Annotated in this window: 12 protein-coding genes; 9 read left to right on the top strand and 3 right to left on the bottom strand. The window is 71.2% G+C overall.

Annotation, left to right across the window (positions count from 1 at the left end; genetic code table 11):
• Positions 1–6 precede the first annotated feature (6 nt).
• The gene (locus tag ACIA8X_RS13915; RefSeq protein ID WP_399458357.1) at positions 7–1,581 is read left to right on the top strand and encodes a protein kinase; all 1,575 of its coding nucleotides are present in this window, start codon (positions 7–9) and stop codon (positions 1,579–1,581) included.
• A 42-nt stretch (positions 1,582–1,623) separates the two neighbouring features.
• Here the strand turns inward: ACIA8X_RS13915 and ACIA8X_RS13910 are convergent, their stop codons facing one another.
• Positions 1,624–2,778, bottom strand: a complete 1,155-nt coding sequence (locus ACIA8X_RS13910) for an RNA polymerase sigma factor (protein ID WP_393446139.1) — start codon at positions 2,776–2,778, stop codon at positions 1,624–1,626.
• Positions 2,771–3,193 carry a YciI family protein gene (locus ACIA8X_RS13905; protein ID WP_393446141.1) on the bottom strand — a complete coding sequence of 141 codons (423 nt, stop codon included), beginning with the start codon at positions 3,191–3,193 and terminating at the stop codon, positions 2,771–2,773. Before ACIA8X_RS13905 ends, ACIA8X_RS13910 begins: the two co-directional genes overlap by 8 nt.
• Positions 3,194–3,464: 271 nt before the next feature.
• On the opposite strand from ACIA8X_RS13905, the gene ACIA8X_RS13900 reads away from it, so the two are divergent.
• From ACIA8X_RS13900 to ACIA8X_RS13885, 4 genes are all read left to right on the top strand, one after another.
• Positions 3,465–4,811, top strand: a complete 1,347-nt coding sequence (locus tag ACIA8X_RS13900) for a cytochrome P450 (RefSeq protein WP_393446143.1) — start codon at positions 3,465–3,467, stop codon at positions 4,809–4,811.
• A gap of 129 nt (positions 4,812–4,940) precedes the next feature.
• Positions 4,941–6,128: a serine hydrolase domain-containing protein gene (locus ACIA8X_RS13895; protein ID WP_393446145.1), complete on the top strand. Its 1,188-nt coding sequence runs from the start codon at positions 4,941–4,943 to the stop codon at positions 6,126–6,128.
• A gap of 152 nt (positions 6,129–6,280) precedes the next feature.
• Entirely contained in the window at positions 6,281–6,913 is a 633-nt protein-coding gene (locus ACIA8X_RS13890) for a DedA family protein (protein WP_393446427.1), read from the top strand.
• Positions 6,914–7,108: 195 nt separating this feature from the next.
• Complete coding sequence (locus ACIA8X_RS13885) at positions 7,109–12,100, top strand: family 43 glycosylhydrolase (RefSeq protein WP_399458356.1); 4,992 nt, start codon at positions 7,109–7,111, stop codon at positions 12,098–12,100.
• 77 nt (positions 12,101–12,177) lie between these two features.
• Here ACIA8X_RS13885 and ACIA8X_RS13880 read toward each other — a convergent pair whose 3' ends face one another.
• On the bottom strand, positions 12,178–12,888 hold the full coding sequence (locus ACIA8X_RS13880) for a GntR family transcriptional regulator (protein WP_393446149.1): 711 nt from the start codon (positions 12,886–12,888) through the stop codon (positions 12,178–12,180).
• Positions 12,889–12,980: 92 nt separating this feature from the next.
• Here ACIA8X_RS13880 and manD point away from each other — a divergent pair, with 92 nt between their 5' ends.
• From manD to ACIA8X_RS13860, 4 genes are read left to right on the top strand one after another with little or no spacing between them, the layout of a single operon-like run.
• On the top strand, positions 12,981–14,189 hold the full coding sequence (gene manD / locus ACIA8X_RS13875; RefSeq protein ID WP_393446151.1) for a D-mannonate dehydratase ManD: 1,209 nt from the start codon (positions 12,981–12,983) through the stop codon (positions 14,187–14,189).
• A 5-nt stretch (positions 14,190–14,194) separates the two neighbouring features.
• Entirely contained in the window at positions 14,195–15,628 is a 1,434-nt protein-coding gene (locus ACIA8X_RS13870; protein WP_393446153.1) for a mannitol dehydrogenase family protein, read from the top strand.
• 43 nt (positions 15,629–15,671) lie between these two features.
• Positions 15,672–17,066: an MFS transporter gene (locus ACIA8X_RS13865; RefSeq protein ID WP_393446155.1), complete on the top strand. Its 1,395-nt coding sequence runs from the start codon at positions 15,672–15,674 to the stop codon at positions 17,064–17,066.
• Positions 17,063–18,121: an L-idonate 5-dehydrogenase gene (locus tag ACIA8X_RS13860; protein WP_393446157.1), complete on the top strand. Its 1,059-nt coding sequence runs from the start codon at positions 17,063–17,065 to the stop codon at positions 18,119–18,121. Before ACIA8X_RS13865 ends, ACIA8X_RS13860 begins: the two co-directional genes overlap by 4 nt.
• The last annotated feature ends 8 nt before the right edge of the window (positions 18,122–18,129 follow it).

Genomic DNA, 18,129 nt, shown 5'->3' with positions numbered 1-18,129 from the left:
AGGGCTGTGTCGGACGAAGGGCGGCTGGTCGCCGGGCGCTACCGGCTCGTCGAGTGCATCGGCAGCGGTGGCATGGGCACGGTGTGGCGGGCCGAGGACGAGGTGCTCGGTCGCCAGGTCGCGCTCAAGCAGCTCCACGCGCAACCGCACCTGTCCGACGGCGAGGTCGCCACGCTGTACGAGCGCACCCGCCGCGAGGCGCGCAGCGCCGCCCGGGTCGTCCATCCCAACGTGGTCGTCGTGCATGACGTCGTCGAGGACGACGGACGGCCCTGCGTGGTCATGGAGTACGTGCCCGCGCCCACCCTGGCCGATGTCCTGAAGAGCGGCCACACCCTGCCGCCGGAGGAGGCCGCCCGTATCGGCCTCGGCATGATCGCCGCCGTCCGGGCCGCGCACGCCGCCGGTGTCCTGCACCGCGACATCAAGCCCGGCAACGTCCTGCTCGGCGAGGGAGGCCGGGTCGTCCTCACCGATTTCGGCATCGCGCTGACCGCCGGGGCCTCGACGCTCACGCAGACCGGCGAGATGGTCGGCTCGATCGACTTCATGGCCCCGGAGCGGGTCCGCGGTCAGAAGCCCGGCCCCTCCTCCGACCTGTGGTCGCTGGGCGCGACGCTGTACCAGGCGGTCGAGGGCCGCCCGCCGTACCGCCGGGACACCGCCATGGAGACGGCGTACGCCATCGCCGTCGAGCCGCTGGATCCGATGCGGCAGGCCGGTCCGCTGGAACCGCTCATCGAGACCCTGCTGTCGAAGAACCCCGAGGACCGGCCCACGGCGGAGCAGACGGAGCGCGCGCTGCGAGCCACCTGGTCCGGCGGCCCGTCGGTCGCGTCGCCGGCCGCCGTTTCCGCCGTCGCCCACGACGGGCCCGACGGCAACCCGGAGGCGTCCGGGACGTCCCGGACGTCCCGGACGCGACAGGCCCCGCCCGTACCGCCGTCGGAAAGGGGCGAAGGGGATCGCCGTCAGGGCGGGAAGCGGGGGCGGCGCGTCTTCGTGTCCGTGGTGTCCCTGGTGACCGTCCTGGCCGCGGCCGCCACCGCGATCGCCCTCTACACGTCCTCGCACGACGACGGGGCGACGCCGGACACCCGGGCGACCGGCAGCACCACCACTCCATCGGCCGCCCCCTCCCCCGTCCCCGACGGCTACCACCTGGTCCGCAATCAACAGCTCGGCGTCTCCTTCCCCGTGCCGGACGGCTGGCAGGCGAAGAAGGGCCCGAGCGACGAGGTCACCTACACCGATCCGACCGGTCTGGCCGGCCTCACCATCGGCATGGTCGACCCGGCCGGCTCGCACCCCGTCGACCACTTCAAGGACATCGAGGCCAACACCAAGGCCAACTACCCCACGTACCGCAGGCTGCGCATGCAGAAGACCACCTTCAGGGAGAAGCCGGCCGCGGTGTGGGAGTTCACCTTCCAGGGCCGCGCCCGCGCCTTCCGCGCCATCGACCTCGGATACGGCACTCCGGGCGGCCGGGAGTACGACATCTACCTGTCGGCCCCGGACGCCCAGTGGGCGACGTACCGTCCCGTCTTCGACGCCGTGCGGGACGGGTTCGCCGACTGACGCCGCTCGGTTCCGCGGTGACGTCGCCGCGAGCGTGCCCCGTCAACAACTCCCGGCGTTGAGGCGGGCGTTGAGGCGGGCGGCCTGGCGGGTCAGGTGGTCGCGTTCGGCGAGGTTGGGCGCCTTGCCGGCCGCCTCGGCGTACAGCCGTGCCGCTCTCGCCAAGTCGCCGTCACGCTCGTGGAGATACGCCGCCACCGCGGTGTGGCGGGGCAGTGAGTCGTCCAGTGCCGCGAGCGCCGCAAGCCCCGCACGTGCTCCGTCGGCCTCGCCGACGGCGACCGCGCGGTTGAGCCGGACGACCGGGCTGTCGGTGAGGCGCGCGAGTTCGTCGTACCACTCGACGATCTGTACCCAGTCGGTCTCCTCGGCGGTGGGCGCGTCGGCGTGGAGGGCGGCGATGGCGGCCTGGGCCTGGAACTCGCCCAGCCGGTCGCGGGCGAGGGCCGCCTGCAGGATCCCGACGCCCTCGGCGATCGACGCGGTGTCCCACCGGCCCCGGTCCTGCTCGGCGAGCGGCACCAGGCTGCCGTCGGGCGCGGTCCGAGCCGCACGCCGGGCGTGGTGGAGCAGCATGAGGGCGAGCAGCCCGGACACCTCGGGGTGGTCGATCGCGGCCGCGAGCTGCCGGGTGAGCCGGATGGCCTCGGCGGCGAGGTCGAGGTCGCCGGAGTAACCCTCGTTGAAGACCAGGTAGAGGACGCGCAACACGGTGGCGACGTCGCCGGGCCGTTCGAACCGTACGCCGGAGACGGTGCGCTTGGCCCGGCTGATGCGCTGCGCCATGGTCGCCTCGGGCACCAGGTAGGCGTGGGCGATCTGGCGGGTGGTCAGCCCGCCGACGGCGCGCAGCGTGAGGGCGACGGCGGACGACGGCGTCAACGACGGGTGGGCGCACAGGAAGTAGAGCTGGAGGGTGTCGTCCACCGAGGCGGCGGGCCCGGGTGCCGGCTCGTCGTCCACGAGGCCCTCGCGCCGGCGGCGGGCGGTGTCCGCCCTGGTCGCGTCGAGGAACTTGCGCCAGGCCACGGTGACCAGCCAGCCCTTCGCATCCCGCGGAGGGTCGGCCGGCCAGACGCGGACCGCCTCGACGAGCGCGTCCTGCACGGCGTCCTCGGCCGCCGCGAAGTCGGCTCCGCGGCGGACGAGGACGGTGAGCACGCCGGGCGTAAGGCTCCGAAGCAGAGCCTCATCCATGGAAGGCGCACTCCGAGATGGTGGGCGGCGCGCCCAGGAACGGGCGCACCTCCAGCCACTCGTGGATCGGCTTCCCGCCCGCCCCGGGGGCGGCAGACAGTTCCCCGGCCAGCTCGACGGCACGCTCGTAGCTGTCGACGTCGATCACCATCCAGCCCGCGATGAGGTCCTTGGTCTCGGCGAACGGCCCGTCGGTGACCGGCGGGCGCCCCTCACCGTCGTACCGGACCCACTTCCCCTCGGGGGCGAGTGCCTGACCGTCGACGAACTCGCCGGTCTTCTCCAGCCGGGCCGCGAAGTCGTTCATGTACTGCACGTGGGCCGAGATCTCCTCCGGGCTCCACTGGTCCATCGGCACGTCGTTGACCGCAGCCGGGGCGCCGCGGTAGTGCTTCAGCAGCAGGTACTTGGCCATCGTGATCTCTCCTCGATGCTGGTGCGACCCATTCTGGTCGCCTTCACCACGGGGACGGAGCCGGTCACGGGTTCTCGACATCGCCGTCCGAACTTTTTTTGCCCTGGATGAGGCGAGGGCGCGCGGGTGGACCGGCAAGTGCTCCGTGTTCACCCATGCGCACTTCCTCGTCACGCGTGTGCCTCAAGCGCCCGCGGGTGCGCTTGCATGGGCCACGTAGTTCCGGGGATGGTCGCGGGAAACGGCCCGCCACGGCACTGCGAGGTCCTCGGTGGTCAAGACCGGCACTGCGCCCGCCGCTCCAGGAGCGCTCCCCCTCATCGGCCACTCGGGCCGGCTGGCCCGCGACCGGTTGGGCTTCCTCGAAGACCTGCGTGCGCTGGGGCCGGTGGTGCGCATCCGGCTGGGGCGTACCCCGGTGTACGTGGTCAACTCCCCCGAACTCGTCCAGCGGATGCTGGTGGCGGGCAACGGAGGGGAGTTCGACAAGGGCGGCCCCTTCTTCGACCAGGCCGCCCAGCTCGTGGGCAACGGTCTTTCCACCGCTCCGGCCGGGCCGCACCGCCCGATGCGCGCCCTGCTGCGGCCGGTGTTCGCCCGCCACCGGCTGCCCCGGCACACCGAGCGGTTCCGCGACTGCGCGCTCGAGGTGTCCTCGGCCTGGCAGCCCGGACAGGTCATCGACGCGTACACGGAGATGAAGCGTTTCGCGGTCGCCGTCCTGGCCCGGACCCTCTTTCTCGCACCCGAGGACCGGCAGGCCGTCGAGGCCGTCCAGCGCAGTGTGCCGCTCCTGCTCTCCGCCCTGGCGACCCACATGATGGTGCCGGGCAGCAACCGGCTGCCGACCCTGGAGAACCTCCGCTACGCACGGGCCGCCCGCGAGACCCGCCAGGCGGTCGGCGCGATGGTGCGGCGCCGTATGAGCGACCGCACCGACCACGGTGACCTGATGTCGGCGCTGGTACCCCCAGACCGCCCGGCGGCCCACACCGAGGAGGAGGTGTACGACCAGGTCATCACGTTCTTCATCGGCGGCACCGAGACCATGGCGGGCCTGCTGTCCTGGACCCTGCACCTGCTGACCGGCAACCCGCGGGAGTACGAGCGGCTGGAGGCCGAACTGTCCGCCGTGCTCGGCGACCGCCCCGTCACCCACCAGGATCTGCACCGCCTGGCCCACATGAAGCGCGTGCTCAGCGAGTCGCTGCGGCTGCACCCTCCTGTGTGGCTGCTCAGCCGCGTCACCCTCGTCGACACCGAACTGGGCGGTCATCGACTGCCCGCCGGCGCGGGGGTGCTGTTCAGCCCCTACTCCCTGCACCGCGACCCGGCGGTGTTCGCCGAGCCCGAGCGGTTCGATCCCGACCGTTGGCTCGACGCACGAGTCGAGCGCCGTCAGCGGGAGGCGTTCCTGCCGTTCGGCGCGGGCGCCCGCCGCTGCATCGGCGACGCGTTCGGGCTCGCCGAGGCACAGGTGGCGCTCGCGGTGCTGCTGCGCCGGTGGCGGGTACGGCCGCTGCCGGGCAGCAGGCCCGAACCGCTGCTGCGGATGACCATGCGGCCGCAGGGCGTGCGTCTCGTCCTCGACCGGCGGGCGCACGGAGCCGGGGGTTAGCCCCACCTTCGATCCGGATGGTCACCCCATCGCGCCGACCCGCACTCCACGGACATCGTGGGTGGTACGTCGAGGCAGGGTCCGTCGTCGGTCATCGGTCGTCGGTCGGATCGAGGCAAGGGGGAACATGTGATCAGGCGCAAGCGTGCGAGGGGTGGCTTACTGGCGTTGTCCGTGGCGGTCGGCGTCGGGGTCGGTGTCCCGGTGGGCGCGCCGACGGCTGACGCCGCCGTCCGAACCACCCGCCCCACCCACCCCACCCACCACACTCGGCTGCACGAACTCCTGCACCGGCTGACCACGGTCGACGGCGGACCGGGAGCGCTCGCCGAAGTGCGGGACCGGACCGGCAGCACGGTGCTGACCAGCGGTGTCGCCGATGTGCGCAGCGGCGCGCCGGTGCGCGGCGACAGCAGGTTCCGGATCGGCAGCATGACCAAGCCGTTCGTGGCGACGGTCATGCTCCAACTGGTGGGAGAGCGTCGCGTCGCCCTCGACGCACCGGTGGAGCGCCATCTGCCCGGCGTCGTCCGGGGAAACGGCAACGACGGGCGTGTGATCACCGTCCGTCAGCTGCTCCAGCACACCAGCGGCGTGCCCGACGTCCTCGACCATCTCAGCCCGCAGGAGATCCTCAAGGACCCGCTGGCCCACCACGACACCCGTGACCTCGTGAACCTCGCGCTCGCCCACCCTCCGACCTTCGAGCCCGGCAAGGGCTGGCGCTACTCCAACACGGGCTACCTGCTGGCCGGCATGATCATCGAGGAGGTGACCGGTCACTCGTACGCCGAGGAGATCCGCCGGCGCATCATCTCGCCGCTCGGCCTGCGGGAGACGTATGTGCCGGGTGACGACCCGGCGATCCCGGGGCCGCACCCGCGCGGGTACGCGCGTCCGGGCGAGGACGCGCCGCTCATCGACATCACCGCGATCAACCCGTCGGTCGGCGGCGCGGGCGGCGAGATGATCTCCAGCGGTACCGACTTCAACCGGTTCCTGGACGCACTCGTACGCGGCAAGCTACTGCCCCCGGCCCAGCTCCGGGAGATGACGAGGACCCGGCCGACGGGCAACGCGGACGGCCGGGCGTACGGCCTCGGCCTGGAGAGCAGGCCGCTGCCCTGCGGCGGCCTCTACTGGGGGCACACCGGCGACTTCCCCGGGTACGAGACAGCGGGCGGTGCCACGATCGACGGCAGGCAGGCGACGGTCATGGTGAACCTCGGCCCGGGCGGTTCGGACGCGCAGAGCGACGACATGAAGGCCGCCGTCCGCACGGCGCTGTGCGAAAGTCGCCCCTTGGCCTCCCGGTAGCGACGGTCCCCGACGACGCCACCGCCGGAACAGGCGCCCGCGCCGCACGCACGCGATGCTTGAGGAGGGCGACCGACGAGGACGGCCGGGAGGTGATGGCGATGATCACCAGCCCGATGATCACCGTCGGCCCGGTGAGCACCGTCCATCCGATGCTCGCCGTCAACCCGATGGACGGCGCCTCGGTGCTGGCGACCTTCGGTGCCCTCGGTGTCCTCGTGGTGATCTTCGCCGAGTCGGGTCTGCTCGTGTTCGGCTTCTTCCTGCCCGGCGACACGCTGCTCTTCCCGGCCGGTGTGCTGTGCGCGGGGACCGCCGAGCAGGCGCCACGGCTGGTGCTGTGGCAGGTGCTGCTGTGCGCGGCCGTCGGCGCCGTGGCGGGCGGCCAGGTCGGTTTCCTGCTCGGGCGGCACGGCGGGCGGCCCCTGCTGGCCCGCACCGAGAGACGTCGCGTACGGGAGACGGCGGCCCGGGCTGAGAGGTTGCTGGCCCGGTACGGCTACGGCAAGGCCCTGGTGATCGGCCGTTTCATCCCGATGGTGCGGACGGTCCTGCACCCGGCAGCCGGTGCGCTCGGCGTGCCCACGCGGACCTTCACGATCTGGCAGATCGTCGGCGGCCTGCTCTGGTCGCAGAGTCTCGTCCTGGCCGGCTACGCCCTCGGGGCCTCCGTCCCCGACATCGACGACTACCTGTTGCTGCTGGTCGCCGTCGTCGTGGCGGTCTCGCTGCTGCCCCTGCTGCCCGTGCTGGCTGAGTCACGCCGCGCCCGGCGCGATCGCTGACCCTGCCGGCTCCTTACTGACCGCCACGCCCGTCACATCGCCGCCCACCAGCCCGTTCGACCAGTCGGACATTGTTCGAAACCTCTTGACGCTGTGCCACACCCCGATTGACACTCTCGCAACACGACGTCACACAGCCGAAACGGCAGGGTGCCCATGGCCGAGGCCCCGCCATGCCTCAGCAGGGAAATCCACATGCCGTACATCGCACACGTCCGTGTCCGCACGAGACGTCTGGCGAGCCGAATCGCCGGGCTGACCGCCGCGTCGCTGTTGCTGGGACTCGCCGCACCGACCCTCCCCGCGCAGGCCGCCGACCAGGCCGAAGCGGCCGAGGTCACCGACGGTCTCGCCCTCTGGTACAAGCTCGACGCCGCTTCCGGCAGCAGCGTCTCCGACGCCTCGGGCAACGGCCGCGACGCCACCGTGAACGGCACCGCCGACTGGTCGGGCACCGGTCAGGGGCTCGCCTTCAACGGCTCGGACACCTACATCAAGGTGCCGAACGACGTCATGAAGGGCTTGGACGCGATCACCGTCTCGCTGGACGTGCGGATCGACTCCGCGCAGAGCACGCCGTACTTCCTCTACGGCTTCGGCAACTCCAGCGGCGGCAACGGGGACGGCTACCTCTTCACCACCGGCAACTCCTACCGGACGTCCCTCGCGACCGGCAACTGGTCGACGGAGCAGACCACCAGGCCCGCCGACTCCCACAACCTCACCCGCTCGGTCTGGAAGCACCTCACCTACACCCAGACCGGCACCACGGGCGTGCTGTACGAGGACGGCGTCGAGGTCGGCCGCAACACCTCGGTCACCACCACCCCCGGCGCCATCGGCTCCGGCACCACCACCGCCAACCACATAGGCAAGTCGGTCTACTCCGGCGACAAGCTCTTCAAGGGCCGCATCCGCGACTTCCGGGTATACGACCGTGCCCTCGCCGACTCCGAGGTCGAGCAGCTCTCCCTCCCCGTCGCCACGCAGGGTGTCGCCGACGACAAGGCCGCGCTGAGCCTCGGTGACACCGGCGCCGTCACGGCCGACCTCGACCTGCCGAAGACCGGCACGGCCGGAGGCTCCTCGATCAGCTGGGCGAGCGACGCCCCGTCCGTCGTCTCGGACACCGGCAAGGTCACGCGCCCCGCCGCCGGTCAACCCGACGCCCACGCCACACTCACGGCGACCCTGAAGAAGGGCACCGTGACCGACACCAGGACCTTCGAGGTCACGGTGCTCCCCGACTTCGACGACCGGACCGCCACGGAACAGGCCGCCGAAGCCCTCGCCGTCCACAACCTCGACGACGTACGCGGCAACCTCACCCTCCCGGCGACGGGCGCCTATGGCACCGACGTCACCTGGTCCTCCGCGACCCCGGACGTCATCGCCGCCGACGGCGTGGTCCACCGCCCCGCGCACGGCGAGGGAGCCACCACCGTCGAGCTGACGGCCACCGTCACCAAGGGCGAGGCGAGCAAGACCCGCGTCTTCACCGCGAAGGTGCCCGAACTGCCGAAGAACGAGGCCCTCAAGGGCTACATGTTCAGCTACTTCACCGGCGAGGGCACGGCCGACGGCGAGCAGCTCTACGCGGCCCTCAGCAAGGGCAACGACCCTTTGAAGTGGCGGGAGTTGAACGACGGCAAGCCGGTCCTGACGTCCACGCTCGGCGAGAAGGGCCTGCGCGACCCGTTCATCATCCGCTCCCCTGAGGGCGACAAGTTCTACCAGATCGCTACCGACCTGAGGATCTACGGCAACGGCGACTGGGACGCCTCCCAGCGCACCGGCAGCAAGTCCATCATGGTCTGGGAGTCCACCGACCTCGTGCACTGGACCAACCAGCGCCTGGTCAAGGTCTCGCCGGACAGCGCGGGCAACACCTGGGCGCCGGAGGCGTTCTACGACGCGCAGCGCGGTGCGTACGTCGTCTTCTGGGCGTCGAAGCTGTACGACAACGAGGCGCACTCCGGCGACACGTACAACCGCATGATGTACGCGACGACCCGTGACTTCTACACCTTCAGCGAGCCCAAGGTGTGGATCGACCGCGGCTACTCCGTCATCGACTCCACGGTGATCCAGCACGACGGAACGTACTTCCGGCTCTCCAAGGACGAGCGGAACAACTCCTCCTCCACCCCCAACAGCAAGTTCATCTTCGAGGAGAAGAGCGACTCCCTCCTCGACCTGTCCTGGGACGCCGTCGCCGAGGGCATCGGCAAGGGCGCGATGAACGCGGCCGAGGGGCCGCTGGTGTTCAAGTCGAACACCGAGGACAAGTGGTACGCGTTCCTCGACGAGTTCGGCGGCCGCGGCTACATCCCGTTCGAGACGACCGACCTCGCCTCCGGCACCTGGACCCCGTCCACCGGCTACGACCTCCCGGCCAAGCCCCGCCACGGCACCGTGCTCCCGGTCACCCAGGCCGAGTACGACCGTCTGCTGCGCGCCTACCAGCCGGACCAGCTGGTGGAGGGCGTCGAGGACATCTCCGTGAAGACCGGCGTCGGCCAGGCCCCCGTCCTGCCGGCCACCGTGATCGCCACGTACGGCGACGGCGCCAAGCGGCCGGTGTCGGTGACCTGGGAGGACGTGCCCGAGTCGAAGTACGCGCAGGCCGGCACCTTCACGGTGACGGGCAGCCTGCCGGACGGCGCCGCGTTCCCGGTCCGCGCCGAGGTCACCGTCTCGGAGGACGGCCCGGACGTCCCCGCCGACCTGCTCGTGCACTACGACTTCGACGAGACGGGCGGCAACATCGCCCGTGACTCCAGCGGTCACGGCTACCACGGCACCTATGTCCGTACGCCCGACTTCGGCACCGGTGTCGAGGGCGGCTCGTTCAAGATGGCCGGCGGGTCGAGCTCGTCGACCACCTCGCCGTACGTCCGCATCCCGAACGGCGTGCTGAAGGACGCCGACAGCGTGACCGTCTCGACGTACGCCAAGTGGAAGGGCGGCGACAACTTCCAGTGGCTGTTCGGGCTCGGCCCCGACAGCGACAAGTACCTCTTCGCCACTCCCTCCAACGGCGGCTCCAGCCTGTACTCGGCGATCACGAAGGCGAGTTGGTCGGCGGAGTCGAAGCTGACCGCCGGCTCGCAGCTCACGCCCGGCGAGTGGCGGCACGTCACCGTCACCCTCGACGGCTCGACCGGGGCGATGGCCCTCTATGTGGACGGCATCGAGGCGGCCCGCACGACGACCACCATCAAGCCGTCCGAGCTGTACGACGCAAACAAGGACCACAGCGGCTACATCGGCCGGTCCCTGTACGGGGCCGACCCGTACTTCGGCGGCGAGGTCGACGACTTCCGCGTCTACGACCGTGCGCTCACGGCCGCCGAGGTCATGGAGCTCAGCGGCAACACGGCGGGCATCGCGAAGGCGACCCACCCCGCGCTGAAGGTGGACGCGCTCATCGACAACGCGAACAGCAGGATCACGCTGCCGATGAAGGAGGGCACCGATCTCACCGCCCTCGCCCCGGAGTTCACCCTCGCCCACGGCGCGGCGATCAGCCCGGCCTCGGGAAGCGTCCAGGACTTCAGCAAGCCGGTGGCGTACGAGGTGACCGGCTCCGACGGCACGAAGCGCACCTGGACGGTCTCGGCGCTCGTCATGAGGAGCCCGGTACTGCCGGGTCTCAACGCCGACCCGAACATCGTCCGCTTCGGCGACACCTACTACATCTACCCGACCACCGACGGCTTCGAGGGCTGGAGCGGCACGCAGTTCAAGGCGTACTCCTCCAAGGACCTGGTCCACTGGAAGGACCACGGCGTCATCCTCGACCTGGGTCCGGACGTCTCCTGGGCGGACAGCAGGGCATGGGCGCCGGGGATCACCGAGAAGGACGGGAAGTACTACTTCTACTTCTGTGCCGACGCCAACATCGGCGTCGCGGTGTCCGACTCGCCGACGGGCCCGTTCAAGGACGCGCTGGGCAAGCCGCTGCTCAAGGCGGGTCAGATGAGCGGCCAGATGATCGACCCGGCGGTGTTCACGGACGACGACGGGACGTCGTATCTCTACTGGGGCAACGGTCGCGCGTACGTCGCTCCGCTGAACGCCGACATGACGTCCATCGACACCTCGAAGGTCAAGGACATCACCCCGAGCGGCTACAACGAGGGCACCTTCGTCATCAAGCGCAAGGGCACCTACTACTTCATGTGGTCGGAGAACGACACCCGGGACGAGAACTACCGCGTCGCCTACGCCACCGGTCCGTCCCCCACCGGCCCGTGGACCAAGCACGGTGTGATCCTGGAGAAGAACCTCTCCCTCGGCATCAAGGGCCCCGGCCACCACTCGGTGGTCCATGTCCCGAAGACCGACGAGTGGTACATCGCCTACCACCGGTTCGCCATCCCCGGCGGCGACGGCACACACCGTGAAACGACTCTCGACAAGCTGGAGTTCGACGCGGACGGGCTGCTCAAGAAGGTCGTCCCGACCCTGACGGGCATCGACCCGATCGTCAACCGAACCCCGGCGATCACCTCCGCCAAGGGCCCGGATTCCCCGGTGCCGGCCGGCCACCGCACCACCGTCACGGCCGAGTTCCGGGACGCCGACGTCGGCGACACCCACACCTGCCGGGTCGACTGGAAGGACGGCACCGAGCCGACGGCGGGCAAGGTCGACGGCACCACCTGCCGAGCCGAGCACACCTACACCAGGCCCGGCGTCCTCCGCCCGGTCCTCACGGTCACCGACAACGACGACGCCTCGGACCGCACGACACTCCCCGAGCTGATCGTCTACGACCGCGCCGCCGGACCCGCGCTGGGCACGGGCGTGATCACCTCGCCGGCCGGGGCCTACCCCGCCAAACCCGGCCTGACCGGCAAGGCGGCCTTCTCCTTCGCCGCCACCTATGGGGAGGGAGCGACCGCCCCCACCGGAAAGGCCGACTTCGACTTCGGCCGGGCCGGGCTGAAGTTCCGCTCCACCGGCTCCGACTGGCTGGTGGTCAGCGGGTCCCGGGCCGTCTTCCAGGGCTCCGGCAAGGTCAACGGGAGCGCCGGTTACGGCTTCCGGGTCACCGCCACCGACGTCCCGGACACCTTCCGTATCAAGGTCTGGCAGAAGTCCACCGGCGACATCGTCTACGACAACGTCACCGGCGCGCGGACTGTGGGCTTCGTGACCGTCGGCGGCGGCCGAGGCTAGAAGCGCCCCATCTGCTGTATGCCCTGAGCCAGTGCCGCCACCACCTCGGCCTGGCTCAGGGCTTTCGCTTGTACCCGCTACTCCCACACCACCACGTTGCGCCGGACCGGCACGGACGCGGAGTCACCGGCGAACAGTTCGGGTGAGTGGGCCCGGATGCGCTCGATGTCGCTGAAGACGGCGCGCAGATGGTTGCGCATGGCCGTGCGGGCCGTCGACAGGTCGCCGTCGACGACCGCGTCGAAGATCTCCCGGTGCTGGTCGACGAAGACGGCCGGGGAGACGTTCTCATGGAGGCCCAGGCGCCGGGCCCGGTCCAGGTGCCCCTTGGCCGCGGCGACCGTGGTCCACACGTTGCCGTGGCCGCTCAGACGCATCAGACCCTCATGGAAGGCCTCGTCGAGCTCGAAGAACTCCTCCAGGTCGAGGCGGGTCCGCTGCTGACGCCGCAGGTTGTCCCGCAGGTCCGCGACGACCGAAGAGTCCAGCTCGGGCGGCAGCGCGTCCAGCGAGGCGAGCTCGACGGCCTCCCGCAGGAACTGCGCGTCGGCGACCTGCGCGGGATCCACCCGGGACACGAAGGACCCGATCTTCGGAAAGACCTGCACGAGCCCTTCCTGGGCCAGCAGGATCAGGCTCTCCCGCACCGGCGTGCGGCTCACGCCCAGGGACGCGGCGAGCTCGTTCTCCGACAGGGCGGCGCCCGGGGGGAGTTCGAGGGTCAGCACCATCTGCCGCAGCTTCAGGTAGATGGAGCGCCGGCTGGTCCGCCGGTTCGTCTGGGCCATGTGCACATCCTACGTATCGGAGACGGGGTCTTGCTCGCCTGCGCGACAGATGCTTGTATACAAGTACTGCACGACAGGCAAGGAGAGTCCCAGTGAGCAGGATCGAGCGCGTCGACGTCCTCGTCGCCTCCCCCGGGCGCACGTTCGTCACGCTGCGCATCACCACGACCGACGGGGTGACCGGTCTCGGCGACGCCACGCTCAACGGGCGCGAGCTGTCCGTGGCGAGCTATCTGCGCGACCATGTCGCTCCCCTGCTCGTCGGCCGGGATCCGGCGCGCATCGAGGACATCTGGCAGTACCTCTACAGGGGCGCCTACTGGCGGCGCGGCCCGGTCACGATGACGGCCGTCGCCGCCGTCGACACGGCGCTGTGGGACATCAAGGGCAAGACCGCCGGACTCCCCGTCTACCAGCTGCTCGGCGGACGCTCCCGGGACGGCGTGCTGGTCTACTCGCACGCCAGCGGCACGGACGTACCGTCCCTCCTCGACGACGTCGAGCGCTATCTGGAGCTCGGCTACAAGGCCGTGCGGGCCCAGGCCGCGGTGCCCGATGTCGGCGGCACCTACGGCGTCCGCAAGGGCAAGCTGTACGAACCCGCCGCCGGCGACCTGCCCGAGGAACAGCCCTGGGACACCGAGGCCTACCTCGGTTTCGCCCCGACGTATCTGGAGGCCGTCCGGGAGCGCTTCGGCTTCGGCTTCCACCTCCTGCACGACGTGCACCACCGGCTGTCCCCCATCGAGGCGGCCCGCTTCGGCAAGAGCGTCGAGGCGTGCCGGCTGTTCTGGATGGAGGACCCGACGCCGGCCGAGAACCAGGAGGCGTTCCGGCTCATACGGCAGCACACCACGACGCCGATCGCGGTGGGCGAGGTCTTCAACTCGATCTGGGACGTCCAGCACCTGATCACCGAGCAGCTCATCGACTACGTGCGCACGACGGTCGTCCACGCGGGCGGCATCACGCATCTGCGCCGGATCTTCGACCTCGCCGCGCTCTACCACGTGCGCACCGGCTCGCACGGCGCGACCGACCTCTCGCCCGTCAGCACGGCCGCCGCCGTGCACCTGGACATCGCCGTGCCGAACTTCGGCATCCAGGAGCACATGGGCCACCCGGACGAGGCCGCCGAGGTGTTCCGGACGGGCGTCACGTTCGCCGACGGGATGCTGCACCCCTCCGACGAGCCCGGCCTCGGCGTCGAGTACGACGAGAAGGCCGCCGAACGCTTCCCCTACCAGCGGCGTTACCTCCCGGTCGCGCGCCGGCTCGACGGCTCGGTGCACGACTGGTGAGCGGCGTGATCCAGCTGAGTCGCGCCGCGCTGCGGGCACTGCCGACGGAGTCCCGCCCTCCCGTCGACCCCGCCGAACTGCGCCCCCGTGTCGTCCACTTCGGCATCGGCGCCTTCCATCGGGCGCATCAGGCCCTCTACACGGAGAACGCCGCCGCGCGGTCGGGCGAGCCGTGGGGCATCGCCGCCGTCGCTCCGCGGTCGACGTCGACCGTGGACGCGCTGCGTGCGCAGGACTGCCTGTACTCGCTGACGGAGCGTCGGCCCGAGGGCCGTGCCCTGCGGGTCGTCGGCTCGCTCACCGGCGCCTACGCCATGGGGCGGGACGCGGTGGCCGTCGACGCGCTGCTCACCGATGCCGGTACGACCGTGGTGACCCTGACCGTCACCGAGAAGGGCTACCACCGCTCGCCCACGACCGGCGGACTGGACACGGCGCGCGAGGCCGTCGCGGCCGACCTCGCGGCATCGCGGGAGGGCGTGGCGATGACGGCGATCGGGCGCCTCGCCTGTGGGCTGGCGGCGCGGATGCGGTCCGGCGCGCCCTCGATCAACGTCGTCTCCTGCGACAACATGGCCGACAACGGAGCCGTGCTGAGCCGGGTGGTCCGGGACTTCGTCCGGGCCGCGGACTGGCCGGACCGGGAGCGGATCCTGGACCGGATGACCGAGGCGGTGGGCTTCCCCGCCACGGTCGTGGACCGGATCGTCCCCGCAACCACGCCGGACGACCTCGCGGCGACGGCCACGGCGCTCGGCGTTCAGGACGCGCTTGCGGTGAGCGGTGAACCGTATCGGCAGTGGGTGTTGGAGGACCGTTTCGCAGCCCCGCGTCCGCCGTGGGAGCTGGACGGCGCCCTCCTCGTCCCGGACGTCGCGCCCTACCAGCTGACCAAGCTGCGGCTGCTCAACGGCTCGCACTCCGCCCTCGCCCACCTCGGCATCGCGGCGGGTCTCACCACCGTCGCCGACGCGATGGCAGACGGCTGGGGCGAGCGGCTCGTCACGTCGCTGTGCACCGAGGTCGCGTCCACGCTGCCGGAGGGCGGCCCCGACCCGGGCCGGTACGCCGAAGACCTCGTCACCCGCTTCCGCAATCCGGCCATGCACCACCTGCTGCGCCAGATCGCCTCGGACGGCTCCCTCAAGATCACCGAACGCTGGCTGCCGGCCCTGCGCGTCCTGCGCGAGCGCGGTGCGGCCACGCCGGTGCTGGAACTCGCCCTGGCGGGCTGGGTGAACCTCACCCGCGACCACGGCATCCCGGATCCCGCGCAGGACGCGCTCACCGCGTGCTGGCGCAACGGCGCGGACGACACGGCCGTCGTCCGCGCCCTGCTCACCACCGTCGGGGCGGCCGACCTCGCCGACGACTCCGCGCTCGTCACCGCCGTAGTACGGCAGCTGCCCGCTCTGCGCGCCGGACGCGTGGACATCTGAGCCCGCAACTCCCCAAATCGTCCGCAGAACAACGGAGTTCACGATGAAGGACACCACGACGACGGCCGAGCCGGCCGGTGCCTTCCGACGCACCACCCGTGACCTGACCAAGGCCGCCGTGTCCGGCTGGCTGGGCACCGCCATGGAGTTCATGGACTTCCAGCTGTACTCGCTGGCGGCCGCGATCGTCTTCAACAAGATCTTCTTCCCGGACGTCAGCCCCGCCATCGGCCTCATCGCCGCGATGGCCACCTACGGCGTCGGATACGTCGCCCGGCTCGCCGGCGCCGTCTACTTCGGCAGGATGGGCGACCGGCTCGGCCGCAAGAAGGTCCTGACGATCACCATCGTGCTGATGGGCGCCTCGACCACCCTCATCGGCATCCTGCCCACCTACGCGACCATCGGCGTCCTCGCGCCCGTCCTGCTCGTCGTCCTGCGGCTGGCCCAGGGCTTCGGCGCGGGCGCGGAGATCGCGGGCGCGACCGTGATGCTCGCCGAGTACGCCCCGGCCAAGCGGCGCGGACTCGTGTCGTCGCTGGTGTCGCTGGGCACCAACTCGGGGACCCTGGCCGCCTCCGGCCTGTGGGCGATCCTGCTCGCCGTGCTCAGCGAGGAGCAACTGCTGTCCTGGGGCTGGCGGTTGCCCTTCCTGATGAGCTTCGGTCTGCTGCTGTTCGCGGTGTGGCTGCGGCGCAACCTCAAGGAGAGCCCGGTCTTCGAGGAGCGGCCCGACGTCGTGGACGGCGTGGCGATGAGCCGGCGCGAGGTGGAGTCGGCGCTGTCGGAAGGGACGCACAGCGACGCCGGGCTGCTGGAGGCGGGGCTGAGGCAGCGCAAGGGTAAGGCGTTCTTCCTCGCGCTCGGCCTGCGCTTCGGTCAGGCGGGCAACTCCGGGCTGATCCAGACGTTCCTGGTCGGCTACATAGCGACCGAGCTCGCGGCCGAGCGCTCCGTGCCCACCGACGCCATCGTGTACGGCTCGCTGCTGGGCTTCCTGACCGTGCCGCTCGTCGGCGTGCTCGGCGACCGCTTCGGACGCCGCAGGATGTATCTGGCGCTCACCTCGCTCACGGCCGTCACCGCGTTCCCGCTCCTGCTGCTGATCACCTCGGGCAGCACCCCGGCCCTGATGCTGGGCATGGTCCTGAGCCTGAACATCGGCGTCCTCGGACTGTTCGCGCTGGAGAGCGTGACCATGGCCGAACTCTTCGGCGCCCGCACCCGGTTCACCCAGCTCGCGCTGGCCAAGGAGATCGGCGGCGTCCTCGCCACCGCGATCGGACCGGTCCTCGCGGCGAGCCTCACCGCCGCCACCGGCAGCTGGTGGCCCATCGCGGCGATGCTCGTCGTCTACTCCCTCATCACCCTCGCGAGCGCGCTGCTCTCCCCGGAGACGCGCGGACGCGACCTGGTCCGGCTGGAGGACGCCGCGTGAACCGTACGACCCGTATGAAGGCCGTCGTCGTACACGGCGCCGGTGACGTCAGGATCGACGAGCGGACCCGGCCCGTACCCGGGCGGGACGAGGTGCTGCTCGCCATGGAGTGGGGCGGCATCTGCGGCTCCGACGTCGCGTACTGGCGCAAGGGGGCCTCCGGCACCGCCTCGCTCGCCCATCCCTTGGTCCTCGGCCACGAGGTCGCCGGCCGGGTCGCGGCGGTGGGCGCCAAGGTGACCGGACTGTCGGAGGGACAGCCCGTCACCGTCCACCCGGCCCAGCTCGTCGGCGAGCTCCCCGAACGGCTCGCCGGGCGCACCAACCTCCACTCCGACGTCCGCTACTTCGGCTCGGCGGCCCTCACCCCGCACACGGACGGCGGGTTCAGCGAGTTCCGTACGGTCCGTGCGGCCCAGGTCAGGCCGCTGCCCGACGGCGTGGACACCGAGTCCGGCGCCCTCGCCGAGCCGCTGGCCGTCGCCCTGCACGCCGTGAGCCGGGCGTCCGCGCTGCGGGGCCGTACGGTCCTGGTCAACGGGGCCGGTCCGATCGGGTCGTTGGTCGTCGCGGCGGCCAAGTACCGAGGTGCGCGGGAGGTGTTCGCCGCCGACCTCTCCGCCTCGTCACTCGGCGTGGCCCGCCGTATGGGCGCGGACGCGACGGTGGACATCTCCCGGGGCGAGGACCTGCCGACGGACGTCGACGTCGTCTTCGAGGCGTCCGGCGCACCGGCCGCGCTCGGCGCGGTCCTTCGGGCCACGGCGCGCGGCGGCACCCTCGTCCAGGTCGGCAACCTGCCCGGCACGGCCGAGTCCGCCGTCCTGGGTGACCTGGTCACCCGCGAGATCACCTGGATCGGCTCCTACCGCTTCGTCGACGAGATCGACGACGCCCTGCACGCCCTGCGCGACGGCCTGGACGTCGCGCCGGTCATCAGCCACCGCTTCCCCCTGGAACAGGCCGAACAGGCCCTCGCCGTCGCGGCGGATCCGGCGAGCGCGAGCAGCAAGGTGATGCTGCGGCTCGGCGGGGGCGCGCCGGTGACGGTCTGACGACACGC

Source organism: Streptomyces sp. NPDC051738, from assembly GCF_044453205.1.
GTDB lineage: Bacteria > Actinomycetota > Actinomycetes > Streptomycetales > Streptomycetaceae > Streptomyces.
Note: the sequence above shows the minus strand (reverse complement) of the source record. Positions and strands in the feature narration are given on the sequence as shown.

Bases quoted from the DNA above. Each gene is read 5' to 3' on its own strand.
- ACIA8X_RS13910 (WP_393446139.1), bottom strand. From the start codon at position 2,778: ATGGATGAGGCTCTGCTTCGGAGCCTTACGCCCGGCGTGCTCACCGTC.
- ACIA8X_RS13905 (WP_393446141.1), bottom strand. From the start codon at position 3,193: ATGGCCAAGTACCTGCTGCTGAAGCACTACCGCGGCGCCCCGGCTGCG.
- ACIA8X_RS13890 (WP_393446427.1), top strand. From the start codon at position 6,281: ATGCTCGCCGTCAACCCGATGGACGGCGCCTCGGTGCTGGCGACCTTC.
- ACIA8X_RS13885 (WP_399458356.1), top strand. From the start codon at position 7,109: ATGCCGTACATCGCACACGTCCGTGTCCGCACGAGACGTCTGGCGAGC.
- ACIA8X_RS13880 (WP_393446149.1), bottom strand. From the start codon at position 12,888: ATGGCCCAGACGAACCGGCGGACCAGCCGGCGCTCCATCTACCTGAAG.
- ACIA8X_RS13865 (WP_393446155.1), top strand. From the start codon at position 15,672: ATGAAGGACACCACGACGACGGCCGAGCCGGCCGGTGCCTTCCGACGC.